The sequence below is a fragment of the Nocardia sp. NPDC006044 genome (assembly GCF_042871115.1).
In the GTDB taxonomy this organism is placed as follows: domain Bacteria; phylum Actinomycetota; class Actinomycetes; order Mycobacteriales; family Mycobacteriaceae; genus Nocardia.
This window is the reverse complement of record NZ_JBIAID010000004.1, coordinates 288,890-302,051: the sequence shown is the minus strand read 5'-3', so window position 1 is coordinate 302,051 and position 13,162 is coordinate 288,890. Positions and strand designations below refer to the sequence as shown.

At 66.5% G+C, this 13,162-nt stretch carries 17 protein-coding genes; 10 read left to right on the top strand and 7 right to left on the bottom strand.

Annotated elements, in window-relative coordinates; translation table 11 throughout:
• Nucleotides 1–54 precede the first annotated feature (54 nt).
• From ACFYO1_RS32640 to ACFYO1_RS32620, 5 genes are all read left to right on the top strand, one after another.
• Nucleotides 55–522, top strand: coding sequence for a hypothetical protein (locus tag ACFYO1_RS32640; protein ID WP_387239518.1), 468 nt, complete (start codon nucleotides 55–57; stop codon nucleotides 520–522).
• Between the two features lie 48 nt (nucleotides 523–570).
• The gene (locus ACFYO1_RS32635) at nucleotides 571–1,344 is read left to right on the top strand and encodes an AraC family transcriptional regulator (RefSeq protein ID WP_387239515.1); all 774 of its coding nucleotides are present in this window, start codon (nucleotides 571–573) and stop codon (nucleotides 1,342–1,344) included.
• A 169-nt stretch (nucleotides 1,345–1,513) separates the two neighbouring features.
• Nucleotides 1,514–2,689, top strand: coding sequence for a 4-hydroxybenzoate 3-monooxygenase (locus ACFYO1_RS32630; protein ID WP_387239512.1), 1,176 nt, complete (start codon nucleotides 1,514–1,516; stop codon nucleotides 2,687–2,689).
• A 224-nt stretch (nucleotides 2,690–2,913) separates the two neighbouring features.
• Nucleotides 2,914–3,693 (top strand): alpha/beta fold hydrolase, encoded by a 780-nt coding sequence (locus tag ACFYO1_RS32625; protein ID WP_387239509.1) that lies wholly within the window; start codon nucleotides 2,914–2,916, stop codon nucleotides 3,691–3,693.
• Nucleotides 3,694–3,738: 45 nt separating this feature from the next.
• Nucleotides 3,739–4,236: an SMI1/KNR4 family protein gene (locus tag ACFYO1_RS32620; protein ID WP_387239506.1), complete on the top strand. Its 498-nt coding sequence runs from the start codon at nucleotides 3,739–3,741 to the stop codon at nucleotides 4,234–4,236.
• Between the two features lie 28 nt (nucleotides 4,237–4,264).
• Here the strand turns inward: ACFYO1_RS32620 and ACFYO1_RS32615 are convergent, their stop codons facing one another.
• From ACFYO1_RS32615 to ACFYO1_RS32605, 3 genes are all read right to left on the bottom strand, one after another.
• Nucleotides 4,265–6,022 (bottom strand): flavin monoamine oxidase family protein, encoded by a 1,758-nt coding sequence (locus ACFYO1_RS32615; RefSeq protein WP_387239503.1) that lies wholly within the window; start codon nucleotides 6,020–6,022, stop codon nucleotides 4,265–4,267.
• Between the two features lie 108 nt (nucleotides 6,023–6,130).
• Nucleotides 6,131–6,637: a GtrA family protein gene (locus ACFYO1_RS32610; protein WP_387239500.1), complete on the bottom strand. Its 507-nt coding sequence runs from the start codon at nucleotides 6,635–6,637 to the stop codon at nucleotides 6,131–6,133.
• Nucleotides 6,638–6,786: 149 nt separating this feature from the next.
• Complete coding sequence (locus tag ACFYO1_RS32605) at nucleotides 6,787–7,656, bottom strand: GyrI-like domain-containing protein (RefSeq protein ID WP_387239497.1); 870 nt, start codon at nucleotides 7,654–7,656, stop codon at nucleotides 6,787–6,789.
• Nucleotides 7,657–7,839: 183 nt separating this feature from the next.
• Between ACFYO1_RS32605 and ACFYO1_RS32600 the strand changes: the two genes are divergently transcribed.
• Both ACFYO1_RS32600 and ACFYO1_RS32595 read left to right on the top strand, forming a co-directional pair.
• Complete coding sequence (locus tag ACFYO1_RS32600; protein WP_191094372.1) at nucleotides 7,840–8,016, top strand: DUF6011 domain-containing protein; 177 nt, start codon at nucleotides 7,840–7,842, stop codon at nucleotides 8,014–8,016.
• A 335-nt stretch (nucleotides 8,017–8,351) separates the two neighbouring features.
• Complete coding sequence (locus tag ACFYO1_RS32595) at nucleotides 8,352–8,717, top strand: VOC family protein (protein ID WP_387239493.1); 366 nt, start codon at nucleotides 8,352–8,354, stop codon at nucleotides 8,715–8,717.
• 19 nt (nucleotides 8,718–8,736) lie between these two features.
• Here ACFYO1_RS32595 and ACFYO1_RS32590 read toward each other — a convergent pair whose 3' ends face one another.
• Nucleotides 8,737–8,961: a hypothetical protein gene (locus tag ACFYO1_RS32590; RefSeq protein ID WP_387239490.1), complete on the bottom strand. Its 225-nt coding sequence runs from the start codon at nucleotides 8,959–8,961 to the stop codon at nucleotides 8,737–8,739.
• A gap of 172 nt (nucleotides 8,962–9,133) precedes the next feature.
• On the opposite strand from ACFYO1_RS32590, the gene ACFYO1_RS32585 reads away from it, so the two are divergent.
• Entirely contained in the window at nucleotides 9,134–9,802 is a 669-nt protein-coding gene (locus ACFYO1_RS32585) for an HAD family hydrolase (RefSeq protein WP_387239487.1), read from the top strand.
• On the opposite strand, the gene ACFYO1_RS32580 is transcribed toward ACFYO1_RS32585, so the two are convergent.
• Nucleotides 9,794–10,114 (bottom strand): hypothetical protein, encoded by a 321-nt coding sequence (locus ACFYO1_RS32580; RefSeq protein WP_387239485.1) that lies wholly within the window; start codon nucleotides 10,112–10,114, stop codon nucleotides 9,794–9,796. The genes ACFYO1_RS32585 and ACFYO1_RS32580 overlap by 9 nt on opposite strands.
• A gap of 304 nt (nucleotides 10,115–10,418) precedes the next feature.
• Between ACFYO1_RS32580 and ACFYO1_RS32575 the strand changes: the two genes are divergently transcribed.
• Nucleotides 10,419–10,736 carry a hypothetical protein gene (locus ACFYO1_RS32575; RefSeq protein ID WP_387239482.1) on the top strand — a complete coding sequence of 106 codons (318 nt, stop codon included), beginning with the start codon at nucleotides 10,419–10,421 and terminating at the stop codon, nucleotides 10,734–10,736.
• Nucleotides 10,737–10,778: 42 nt separating this feature from the next.
• Here ACFYO1_RS32575 and ACFYO1_RS32570 read toward each other — a convergent pair whose 3' ends face one another.
• Nucleotides 10,779–11,381 (bottom strand): GNAT family N-acetyltransferase, encoded by a 603-nt coding sequence (locus tag ACFYO1_RS32570; RefSeq protein WP_387239479.1) that lies wholly within the window; start codon nucleotides 11,379–11,381, stop codon nucleotides 10,779–10,781.
• 210 nt (nucleotides 11,382–11,591) lie between these two features.
• Between ACFYO1_RS32570 and ACFYO1_RS32565 the strand changes: the two genes are divergently transcribed.
• A complete protein-coding gene (locus tag ACFYO1_RS32565) occupies nucleotides 11,592–12,068 on the top strand; it encodes a DoxX family protein (RefSeq protein ID WP_387239477.1) in 477 nt (158 codons plus the stop codon).
• A 4-nt stretch (nucleotides 12,069–12,072) separates the two neighbouring features.
• On the opposite strand, the gene ACFYO1_RS32560 is transcribed toward ACFYO1_RS32565, so the two are convergent.
• On the bottom strand, nucleotides 12,073–13,134 hold the full coding sequence (locus ACFYO1_RS32560) for a threonine aldolase family protein (RefSeq protein WP_387239474.1): 1,062 nt from the start codon (nucleotides 13,132–13,134) through the stop codon (nucleotides 12,073–12,075).
• Between the last annotated feature and the right edge of the window lie 28 nt (nucleotides 13,135–13,162).

The window sequence follows — 13,162 nt, the reverse complement described above, 5'->3', positions numbered from 1 at the left end:
ACTCGTCACGTGGGCGACGGCGCACGTGTAAACGTCCTGAGGGAGAATGCGGACGTGAGTGACGCGATAGTGCCGGGGTCCGGCGGGAACAGATTCGACGCGGTGGAACGGTTACGTAGGAAGCTGGAAGGTCACAAAGCTGCCGAGGCCGGTTCCCCCGAAGCGGATCCGGACGCGGCGAAGCTCACCAGACTGCCGCGAAGCCCGCGGCGCATGACCGACGAACCCGGCGAACGTCCCCGCAAGACCTGGCGCACGGAAGGCGATGCCATCCACGAGGCGCCGCCGACCAGGCCCGTGATGCGCTCGGAACTCCAGCGCGACACCGGGTGGTGGACGGCCGATCCCGGCCAGGTACCGGATCCGGAGCACGACGGCAGCGTCATCGATCTCGGCGCGGCGCGCCGCAAACGCGCCCGTGCGGATGCCCCGGCAGCCGGCATCCGGCGCAGAGCCAGGCCACGCAGAATCGGACCCGGCGACACCGATTCGCCCCAACCGGACGGACCGGCTCCGCAGTAACTCGCCCAAACCCGCTGAGCGGACGTCATTCTGGTAACTTCGCGCGGGATGCCAGAAACCCGCCAGACATCTGCCGACCTCGACTCCACCTCGGCGAAGGGAGGCTGGATGGGGCACGGCACCCACGTCGCCGTGCACCGGCATCGCCAAGGACAGCTGCTCTACCCCTCGACCGGCGTGCTCGCCACCACGACCGAATTCGGCACCTGGGTCTCGCCGGCGGACCGCCTCACCTGGACCCCAGCCGGTTTCGCGCACAGCCATCGCGCCTACGGCGAGACCGAGATCCGCATCCTCCACCTGCCCCGGGAATTGTGCGGCGGGCTGCCGGATCGACCGACCGTCTTCGCGGTGACGCCCCTGCTGCGGGAAGCGCTGGTCGCCCTCACCACCGACCGCCCGTTCCGGCCCGGAGCGCGGGAACGGTTGCGCCACATCGTGATCGACGAACTCACTGACATCCCCGAGCAGTTCGTCTACCTGCCCGAGCCGCGCGATGATCGGCTGCGCGCGGTCACCGGCCTGCTGCACGCCGACCCGGGCAACACCGCCACACTGGCCGAGCTGGGACGCGCGGCGGGCGCCAGTGAGCGCACGCTCAGCCGCCTGTTCCAGGCCGAGCTCGGCATGAGCTTCCAGCAGTGGCGGACGTTGCTGCGCATCCAGCACGCGCTGGTGCATCTGCTGGACGGACGGTCGGTCACCAGCACCGCGCTGGCCTGCGGCTGGTCCAATCCGACCAGCTTCATCGAGGCGTTCACCGCCATCGTCGGCCAGACTCCCGGCCGCTACCAGAGCGACCTGCAGCGGGCTGCGCGCTAGATCTTGGCCGGTTTCCGGTATCGGATGACAGAATGCCGGTGGTGCGCCCGCTCGGTGCACGCATACCTTGTTCATAGGCCGCCGCCGGTGAATCCCCGCTTATTTCAAGAACTTTCACGCTGCGGCCGATTGTGAACAGAATCATGCTTATACCGAGGAGCACCGAATAATGTCGGACGAGAACACCACTGTAGTGATCATCGGAGCGGGCGTCTCCGGGCTGACACTGGGGAACTTCTTGCTGCGCAGCGGAATCGAGTGCGTCATCCTGGAAAAACGCAGTCGCGAATACGTCGAACAGCGACAGCGTGCCGGAGTAGTCGACACGCGCGGAGTGCGCATGTTCCGCGAATGGGGGCTCGAGGACCGGGTGCTCGGCGGGGCGCCGTTGCAGCTCGTGATGAACTTCCGGATCGACGGAGAGACGCGGCCGCTCGAATTCGCTACGGATGAATACGACGACGGGCGTTTCTGCCCGCAGCAGGTCCTCGTGCGCAACCTCATCGACGTGTTCATCAGCGACGGAGGCGATCTGCGCTTCGAGGCCGACGTCGCGGTGGAGAACATCGGCGACGAGCACCCCCGCGTTCGCTATCGCGACAGCGCAGGCACGGAACGGGCGATCACCTGCGAGTTCGTCGCCGGTTGCGACGGCGACCGCGGCGTCAGCAGGGCCGCCATCCCCAGCGAGGCCCTCACCCGATACGGTCACGAATACGGATACGCGTGGCTGACCATCTTGGCCGAGGTGCCGCCCCGTCAACAGTCCATGATGTCGCTGCATTCGCGCGGATTCGCGGGGCAATTCGCGCGCGGACCGCACGCGAGTCGATTCTATTTGCAGTGCCCGCTCGACACTTCGCTGCCACAGTGGTCGGACGAGAACATCTGGGAAGAGCTCGAAACCCGCTTCGGTGAACCCGTCGCGAGCAAGGGCCGGATCGTCGACACGCAACTGGTGCCGCTGCGCAGTGTGGTGTACAGCCCGATGAGTTATGGCCGGCTGTATCTGCTCGGCGACGCCGCGCACATCGTCCCGCCGATGAGCGCGAAAGGGATGCACCTCGCCCTGCACGATGCCGAGGTACTCGCCGAAGCCCTGGTCCATTACCGGGCCAACGAGCGCGATTCGAGCCTGCTGGACAGTTACTCGTCGACGTGCCTGGATCACATATGGAACTATCAGGCATTCGCGGCCTGGTGGACCGAATTGGTGCACAACGCCGGCGACGCTTCCTATCAGGGCGAGTTCCGGCACCAGATCGCCCGGGCCGACTTCAAGCGCCTGTTCGAGTCCGGTTCGGCGAACCGCTTGTTCAGTGAGTTCATCACCGGAATGAATTAGTCCCGGCGCAGCGGCCCGGGTAGCGTGGGTGCGACGGTTACGAACTCGCACAACAACTTTCGCCCCGCGCCCCGGGACCGACTCGTCACCACCGGTGGTGCTGCGCGGGCCGGTTCGACCAGCGCCGGCCGGCCCGGGCCACATACCTGGTTCGACACCCCGAATTATGCTGCCCCTGGAAACAGCGTTGGCAGCAACTGCCGACAGCACGGTAACTTGCGGAAATGGAAACCCAATTGGGCAAGGTAACAGTGCATTACGTAGAGCACGGAACCGGCCGACCTGTTGTAATATTGCACGGCGCCGGCGTCGATCATCGCGAAAGCGAGGCCTGCTTCGAGCAGGTCTTCGACGGCGTGACAGATTTTCGCCGGATCTATCCGGACCTCCCCGGAATGGGCCGTACGCCCGCGCCCGAATCACTGCGCAGCGCCGATGATGTCGTCGACACCCTCCTCGGATTCGCGGCCGAGGTCAGCGACGGTTCCGCACCCCTGCTGATCGGCTACTCGGCGGGCGCCTACTTCGCCCAGGGAATGGCCGCGAAACGTCCCGCGCAATTCGCCGGCCTGGCGCTCATCTGTCCCCTGCTGCCGGAATCCCGCGATCTTCCCGAGCACCGCGTGGTGGTCGGATCGGGCGACCTCGGCGACGACGAATTCCGCGGCTATTTCGTCATCCAAACCCCGGAAATGCTCGACCGATACGAACGCTACGTGGTTCCCGGCGCCGAACTCTTCGACCACGCGGCACTCGACCGAATCGGCGAACAATGGTCCATCACACCCACTCACGAGCCCCCCTTCACCGGCCCGACCGTAATCGTCGCCGGCCGACTCGACGCCACCGTCGGCTACGCCGCCGCCACCGACCTGCTCGACCACTACCCCCACGCCTCCCTAGCCGTAATCGACGAAGCCGGCCACGCCCTCCCCCACGAACACCCCACCCTCCTCCGCGCCCTCCTCACCGAATGGCTCACCCGAGTAGAACGCTCCAGCTGATCCACCCGCGGACCAACGGCCCGCGACGTTCGTATGATTCGCGCCGTGGCAACTTTCGATCACGTGCTGGCTTCGTTCTGGAGCGACTCGGACTACGGCGTTCTCGATCCGCTCACCGACGACGGGGTGCGCGCGGCCGAGAACCAGCTGGGGGTCGAATTGCCCGCGTCGCTCCTGCGGCTTTTGGGCGTACAGAACGGCGGGACTGTCGCAGATCAGTGGAATGCCTTCCCCTTTCCCGCGCTGGCCCTCGGAATCGACAGCTACGCACCGTTCGATGTCGTCATGGGCGTCGGCCCGAATGGCCTGCTGGATACGCCATACCTGATCAAGGAATGGGGTCTGCCCTCGCCGATCGTGCTGCTGGCCGGTGACGGCCACTGGTGGGTCGGGCTCGACTATCGCAACTGCGGGCCTCGAGGCGAACCCTCGGTGACATTCTTCGACGCGGATCAGGAGAATTCGGTGACCCTGGCCTCCGACTTCGAGACCTTCCTGCAAGGCCTGACCGCTGCCGATTCTTTCGGCTATTCGGATCACTGAATTGCCTGGCGGCCGCGGGGAAATCGGGTCAGCGGCGGTGGACCTCGAGGGCCGAGCGGACACCGCTTTCCAGGGCGCCTTCGATCCATGCGGTGTTGAGGCTGGTGTGGTCGCCTGCGAAATGTACGCGGCCTTCGATCGTGCGGGTTGCGAGATGGTGGTCGTGCAGTTGGCCGGGGGTCGGCATGGCGGCCTCGCCGAGGGCGTATCGGGCGCGCACCCAACTCTGGGTGATGCCGACTCCGGTGAATTCGGCGTCGACCCGCGGGCCGAACAGCTCACGCATCCCCGCCAGCGCGAAATGCACACGCTCCCCCTCGGTGAGTGAATCCCACCGCATCGCGTCCTCGGCCAGGGTGTAGGAGGCCAGCACCACACCACCGTCCGAGCCGTCCACGTGCGAGGGGAAGTACATGGACCGGCTCGGCAGATCGACGGTGCAGCGACCGCCGCGGAACCCGCCCGCCCCCTGCTCCCAGAACCGACTTCGGAACTCCAGCAACACTTTTGTCGCCGCGTCGTGGTGCATCTCGATGATCGCCCACCGCTTGTCGTACGACAGCTGCGGCTCGAACGCGCAGAATCGGGCCGCGGTGAGCGGTATCGCCACGATCGCGTAGTCGGCCTCGAACGACTCGACCGGGTCGACCGGACGACCGTCGGAGCTCTCGTCCCCGGTCTCCGCGGTCGTCCAGACCCGCACCCCGTGTTCGGTCTGTTCCAGCCGAATCATGCGCTTACCCATCAGGATCGACGATCCGAGCCGCTGCGCCAGCGCATCGGTGAGCGACGCCATCCCGCCCGCCAACTCCCAGTAGGTGGCATCGGCGGGAATCAAAGTGTGGTCGACAAGCGGGAAGACGACGCTGTGCCGCATCCGCGCGATCATGTTCTCGAGCGTGCCGACGGCCTCGATTCGTTCCTTCGTCCACCCTCGATCGATGAGATATCCACGCAGAGAGTGGTTTTCATATTTGCTCAACAACCGCGTCCAGCCTTCGACTTGCCGCTCGATCGGCCGGCCGGACAGCGCCGAGCCTTGGCGCAGCACGTCATCCATGACCGCGCCGCTGGATTCACGCAGATCACACCCGAAGCCCGCGTGCACCGCGCCGGGGTTCGCCGCGTATTGCGCACGGGTGACGGTCATTCCGTTGACTTTGATCAAACTACGCCCAGCCGAAGGCGGTGAAATGTACTGCGTCCTCGGCCCGTTGGACCATTCCTCACCGGTGAACGACCGGTAGAACACCGCGGGAGCCGGCGGCGTCGCGGTCTCCGCGAGCACGTCGGAGTTGTAGAACGGCCGCCGCGGCACACCGAGCTTGTCGGCCAGCGCCAGCACCATCGGATGCACACTGGACAACCGCATCGCCCCGGCTTCGGCATGCAGCGCGGGATCGGAGAAGACGCCGCGGATCGTCTTGACCCGCCCACCCGTGCGATTCCCGTTGGCCTCCAACACCGTAACAAGATGCCCCGCCTCGGCCAGCAGGTTCGCGGCACTCAACCCGGCCGGACCGGCCCCGACCACAATGACCCGCTTACGCCGATCCGTAGCGGGCAAACCGCTGTCGATGAGGATCTTCAGATAGGCCAACGTCTGGTCGGCACCGTTCTCATCGACCCCCAGCAGTTCGCGCGCGAGCAACTCGCTGCGGTCGCGGGAACCGCCGATGCTCTCGGTCGAGGCCGGCGCACAGGAGCTCGCGACCGCCCCGGAAGCGACCGCACCGGCGGCCAGCGCAGTACTCAGCAATCGACGCCGAGAAACCCCGTCCGACATGTCCGATCCTCCCGGAACCAAGGGCAATGCCCCACCGCTGCCCGCGGAAAATCCTCCGCACCTCCCGATATTCGGATCCGGCAGCGGCCCGGATGGGTCGCCTTTCAATCAGAAGACGAATCCACGCAGCGCCACGAACCGAATGCCGCCGACCGCCGCCATGATGACGATCACGGCACCCGACTGCGCCAGCTCACCCAGTCCCGGCGCCCAAAATTCGAGACCGGCCAGCGCCGCCGTACTGATCAGCACCCCGACCAGGGCCAGCCCACCGCCCTCCCACTGCGCGGTGAACCAGTCGACCCGCCCGGCGGCCCGGAAGGTGAGCTGCCGGTGCAGCTCGTTAGCGATCACCGTGCTCACAAGCGAACCGGCGATATTCGCGACCATCGTGCCCATCCCGTTCGCAACCAGGAACAGCAGCACATAAGCGATGTTGCTGGCACCCCCGACCACCGCGAAACGGATCAACTGCGCGAACGCGTGGTCCCCACGCAGAAACCGCCCCAAGCGGCCGACCCACTCCGCACGCGGCACCGAAAACTGCGCGCCACCGAAGAGGTTGTCCGCATACGCCTCCCGCACCCCCGACCCGACCAATCCCGTGCTGCTCATAAAAGCACTGTCGCCACCCCACCTGACACCGACCTGACCCCAACCTGACACAGCCACTGACACAACATCTGGTCAGCCGACCACCGGGAACTGGTGCAGGCATCGCCCGAGAGCCGAACAACCTCAGTTCCCGGTGATCACCTGTCCAACTACGCCGGCTCGACCGGCAACCACAGCTCGCAGGTCGCGCTGCTGAAGTCGTCCGCGCGGTCTAGAACCGCGACCATCGAGGGGCCCGCCCGCAACCGCCACGGGTTGGACGGGAACCAGTCGGTCGCGGTCGCGGCCCAAGTCTGTTGCAGCGCCTGCGGATACTCCCCGGCGGTGCGGAAGACCGCCCAGGTGCCGGCCGGGACCTCGATGGCGTCGAGGTCGTCGGTGATCGTGGTGTCCGGAGCGACCGCGACTCCGTGCAGGTAGGTAAGTTCGCTGCCCTCGGTGCTGTCCGGATCCAGATCGTCACAAACTTGCAGCAGCCCTGCGGGCTCGGTGTCCCCGAGCGCCTTCAGCCGCAGATGCTCCGCCTGCGGCAGCGTCGCGATGTGCCGCTCGATGTGCGGATTTACACCCTGATGGATAAGCGGAACGCGAGCCGCGAGCCCGACGAGGCGGAACGCGGACCGATCGATGATGCGGGTGTCCATGGGACTACTCCCTTCGACAGTCAGGCGAAACCTGAGTTGCGGTTGTGTGCGAAGGGGACCGCCGGCCTGGCGCACCACACCGGGCCCGGCGCCGTGCACCGCACGGAACGCGCGACCGAAGGCCTCGGTCGACCCGTAACCGTGCCGCACCGCGATGCTCAGCAAATCGTCCTCGCCCCGAACCACGTCGGCGGCCGCGACGGTCATCCGACGACGACGCACATACTCCGACAGCGGCATCCCCGCCAACGACGAAAACATCCGCCGCAGATGGTATTCCGTCGTGCCGAGCGTCTTCGCCAACCCACCGATGTCGAGCTCCTCGGTGAGGTGTGCGTCGACGAGGTCGACCAGCCGATTGAGTGCCGAGATCATGCGGCCTCCCTTCGCCATCAACTCTGGCGGACCAGCGCCTGCCATACCCGATCGCCGCGAACCGATCCGATCATCCTCGGCTCGCGCCCGGGTACAGCTTCATCGCCCAGGCGACCGCAGCGGGCATGTCGTACCCCTGTGCCAGGCTGACTGCATATCGACCCACGGCCGGAGGAGAGCGAGATGGCCGAGACCGACAACAAACCCGAGGCCAGGCTCGTGGCACACTGCCGGCGCTGTCACGGCTGGCTTCTGTCGGCGGAATCAGTCACCCAGGGCATCGGACCGACCTGTGCCATGCGCGAACGCGCCGAACAACGCGCCACCCGAGCGCTCACCCTGTTCGACATCTCCGCTTGAACCAGCTCCGAAACGCCCCCTGCACCAACTGATTACGACGGTCAGTGGGAACGCCGGACGCGCGGTGAAGCGGGCCTGCCCTCGAACGCAGAGCGCTCGCCGCGTTGACGTCGCCGAATCGACCACTGTCGCGCTGTCCTCGATTCGCCAGCCGAGCGCGCGCATCGGCGCCTCGGCAGTGGACCTGCTGACCGCCGCGGACGAAGACGCCGCGACCGAGCGCATCTCCTTCCGGCCCTCGTCGCCCGCGCATCGACCGGCCGCACCGAGGTGCCCGTACGAACTCCACAGAAAGTCGCGCGACAGCGAAACACCGGGCGCTCTATCGTGGTCCGGTGACAGCGGTCAGACAGATCCAGGTGACCTTCGATTGCGCGGAACCCGAGCGCGTCGCTCAGTTCTGGTGCGCGGTGCTGGGGTACGAGCAGCGGGGTGCATCGGGCGTCGATCCGTCCGGCGCCGGCCCGCGACTGTACTTTCAGCGGGTTCCCGAGGACAAGGTCGTCAAGAATCGGGTACATCTCGACGTGCGGGTCGGCACCGGACTCGTGGGTGAGGAGCGCGTGGCGGCACTGGAAGCCGAATGCGCGCGACTGATCCCACTCGGCGCGACCCGCGTGCAATTGCTGCGCGCCGACGGCGTCAACGAGTCCTGCTTGGTCATGCAGGACATCGAGGGCAACGAGTTCTGCCTCGACTGAGCTTGCTCGGGCCGGAGAATCAGCGGGCGGCGGCCTCGGGCGCCGGGTTTTCGGCGGCGACCGGGATCTGCGGGGGTTTGCAGTCGGCGGTCGGGGATTCGGCGGACAGGGTTTGCAGGAGGCAGCCCACATTGATCAGGGCGCCGAGCGACGAGCTGCCCGTGTCGGCGTGGGCGGCCGGTGCGACGATGAAAAGCGAGGTGGCGCAGAGGAATCCACCGACGATGCGAGTGCGAGTGATCATGCCGGGATAATCGCTACCCGACGCAGACGCGTTGCGTGCACAAGTGCCCCCAATCCATGGGACAACCCTATCTCCGGCACCAGTGCCCCTGGGCGAAACGGTTCGATCGGAGGATCCGGGGTAGATCGGCTACAGGCCGGTACCTGACCGGCCCCGAGCGAAGGAGTCCTCGTTGCCTGAGCCCGCGGCGGTACTGTTCGACATCGACGGCACCCTGGTCGACTCCAATTACCTGCATGCCCGCGCGTGGCACCGGGCGTTTCGCGAGGCCGGCGCGACCGTGCCGACCTGGCGGATCCACCGCGCGATCGGCATGGACGGCGACTCCCTGATTCAGACCCTGGCCGGTGACCTCGACGATGACGCCGCCGAACGCGCCGACGACCTGCACTCTCGGTTCTACCTGGACAGCGCCGACGAACTCACCCTGCTCCCCGGAGCCAGGGAGGTGCTGGCCGGCCTGCATGATCGCGGCCTGCGCGTCCTGCTCGCCACCTCAGCACCTCCGGACGAGCTGTCCGTCCTGCGCAAACTGCTCGACAGCGAATCCGTGCTCTATGCCGTGACCAGCGGCGAAGACGTCGACACCGCGAAGCCCGATCCGACCATCGTGCAGATCGCGCTCGACCGTGCCGGTGTCCCGCCGGACCGAGCGGTCTTCGTCGGCGACACGGTGTGGGACATCCGCGCCAGCGCCGCCGTCGGCGTGCCGACCGTAGGCGTGCTCAGCGGCGGGATCTCGCGCGCTGAACTCGAAGCCGAGGGCGCGACCTTCGTCTGCGACGACGTCGCCCACCTGTTGCGCGAACTCGAGCACAGCCCGGTCGCGCGCCTACTCTGAGAGCGGCAGCCTGTCGTCCTCGTCGGCGACCTCCAACTCCCCGAACAGCGGCAATTGTTGCGACGCGAGGCTCTGCCTCCCGGTCCGGCGCAGGCACCGCGCGCAGGTGACCGCTTCCCGGGTCGGTTCCAGCGCCGCGGGCGACCACCCGGCGACCCCGGTGTGACACAGCAGTTCGGGCACTTCCTCATCGCCCACCCACTGACCGAGGCTGACCGCGTGCACGGTGCGCCCGGATCGGACGACGGCGTGCACGCCCGGATCTCCGAAGGTGGCCCGTGAGGACGCGGCAAGTGGAGCTATGTCGGTCATACGTCCAACCATATGGTCGGGTACCGACATCGGGGGTTAGGCACGCTCGGCCGGGAGCCCACGCATCCGGTCCCGAAAGAGAAAGTGCCGCAGCGAAAACTGCGGGATTCAGTGTGGGGAGAATGCCGCGTTTCGGCGGGCAAACAAGCGCTTCGGGCCGCGATATCGTTATTCGCACAACCTGCGTTACGTCGCATCAACCGACAAGCCGAAATCCGGCCGAAAGAAGCGTTGCGAATATTTCCGAGTAACAAGCGCGACCCCTGTGCGATGTTTCTGTCAACACCGATTCAGGAGGTTCGAAATGTTTTCAGCGAAGCGAATCGCCGCAGGCGCCGTGGTCGCCACCGCAGCCGCATCCGCCGTGCTCGCAAGCGGTGGCGTGGCCCAGGCCGACGTCCCGGTACCGGAGGCCAACTGTCACGTCTACAACATCTTCAACACCGGCGGAATGGTCAATTGCGAGCTGCCGACCTGGCACCAGGCCAAACTTACCTGCGTCGCCTGGCCCGTCCCCTTCACCTACTGGAAATACGGCCCGATTCAGTACGGCCAGAATCAATCCTGGGCCAGTTGCGACTCCCCCGGCGCCATGGTCCGTATCGAGGTTATCCAAGCGTAGTTCGACCCCTCGGCAATCCGACTCCGGACCGGCCGAGCCGATTCAGGGACGGCCGGCTCCGAGGTTCACCGAGTCGCCGAGTGCGGTAGTGCGGCTGCGCCATTCGTGTTCCAGCATGGCGTAGACGACGGTGTCGCTCCACTCGTTCTTGAACCACAGATCCTCCAGATGGAGGGCCTCACGGCGCATCCCGAGGCGTCCGAGGACCCGGGCGGACGCGGCATTGCGCGCGTCGATGCGGGCCGTAATCCGGTGCAGCGAAAGCTGTTCGAACCCTAGTCGCAACAGCGCGCGGGCCGCCTCGGTGGCATACCCGTGTCCCGCGGCGGACGGCGAGAACACGTAACCTATTTCACCGCTACGACTTTCGGCATCCCGCCAGAACAGCACGACGTCGCCGAGCAACCGTCCGGACGCCTTGTCCTCGACGCTCAGGTTGAGTCCCTGATTCACCTCGGTCAGCTCGGTCCGCGCCCACGGCCCGGCGAGCCGCTCGGCGACCTGGTCCCGCGACATGGGCTCGTAGGGCAGATAGCGGCAGACCTCGGGTCGAGATTTGTACGCGTACATCTCGTCGAGGTCCGCGGCCGTGGCGGTGCGAAGGATGAGTCGTTCGGTGGCGATCGGAAGCTCGGGGCGTAGCACAGCTTCCGACTGTAGCGGTCGCCGGCCGCGCCGCCGAAGACTTTATCTACCAGGCACTCCCGGTCGCGGATACCGGCAAATCAAGTGGGGAGGACACGACGTCGCATACTCGGCGTCGCCAGTTGCTGAACAATTCACGCCTGCGGATCGTAGTGACAGATACGGGTGGCGCTTCCGATCATCCGAAACCTACGGATTCGAGGTCGTGTCATGCCTCTGCTGTCTTCCGAAGCGAACACTGGTTCCGTGCCGGGCGGTCCCGGCGCGATTGTGCTCGGTTTGTTTCGCATTCTGGTCGGGCTCTCGTTCACCATTCACGGCATGTCCAGCCTGTTCGCCTGGCCGGTCGCCCCGCACGGCGGCCATGTCGCCGAGTTCGCCAGCTGGCCGAGCTGGTGGGCGGCGGTGATCCAGCTGGTCGGGGGCGGTTTGGTGACCCTGGGCCTCGGCACCCGGATCGCCGCGCTGCTGTGCTCGGGCTCGATGGCCTACGCGTTCCTGTTCGTGCATTTGAAGACCGGCATCCTGCCGATCCAGAACGGCGGCGAGGCCGCGGCGATGTTCTGCTGGGCGTTCTTCCTCATCGCCGTGCTGGGCCCCGGCGCGTTCGCGATCGACGCATTGATTCCGCGCCCGAGCCGCGCCCAGCGACGCACGACGCCGGCAGACGTGGCGCCCACCCGCTGACGGATCAGGCCTTGCCCATTTCCTCGGCGATCGCCGCGGCGAACTCGTCGATATCGTCCTCGGTGGTGTCGAACGCACACATCCAGCGGACCTCGCCGGTCTGCTGATCCCACAGGTAGAACCGATAGCGCTGCTGCAATCGCTCGGTCACCGCGCGCGGCAGAATCGCGAAAACCGCGTTCGCCTGCACCGGGCGCACCACCCGTACACCGTCGATACCGCGCACCGCCGCCGCGAGCCGCGTCGCCATCGCGTTGGCGTGCGCGGCACTGCGCAACCACAGATCACCGCCGAGCAGCGCCTCGAACTGCACCGAGACGAACCGCATCTTCGACGCCAGCTGCATCGACATCTTGCGCAGGTACACCAGGTCGCGCACCGCCCCGGGATCGAGTACGACGACGCATTCACCAAGCAGCAGACCGTTTTTGGTGCCACCGAAGGACAGCACATCCACGCCCACGTCGGTGGTGATCTCGCGCATCGGCACCCCGAGCGAGGCGGCCGCGTTGGCCAGCCGGGAGCCGTCGAGGTGCACGAGCATGCCGCGTTCGTGCGCGTGCTCGCAGATCGCGCGTAGTTCCGCGGCGGTGTACCGGGTGCCGAGTTCGGTACTCTGCGTGACCGATACGGCGAGCGGCTGCGCGCGATGCTCGTCGCCCCACCCGTAGGCCTGCCGATCGATCAACTCGGGAGTCAATTTGCCATCTGGAGTGGCGACGGTGTGAATCTTCACCCCGGCCAGCTTCTCCGGCGCACCGCACTCGTCCATGTTGATGTGCGCCGACTCCGCCGCGATCACCGCGCCCCACCGGGGCAGCAGCGCTTGCAGCGAAACGACATTCGCACCGGTGCCGTTGAATACCGGATACGCACTGGCCCGCTCGCCGAAATGCCGCGCGAACACCTGTTGCAGGTGTGCGGTGTAGTCGTCCCCGCCATAGGCGATCTGGTGACCGCCGTTGGCCAGCGCGAGCGCCGCGAGAACCTCCGGGTGCACCCCGGCATAGTTGTCACTGGCGAACCCGCGCACCGCTGGATCATGCCGCCGAACGGCATCGGTCATGGAAGTCTCGAGCACAGATCAGCTTCTC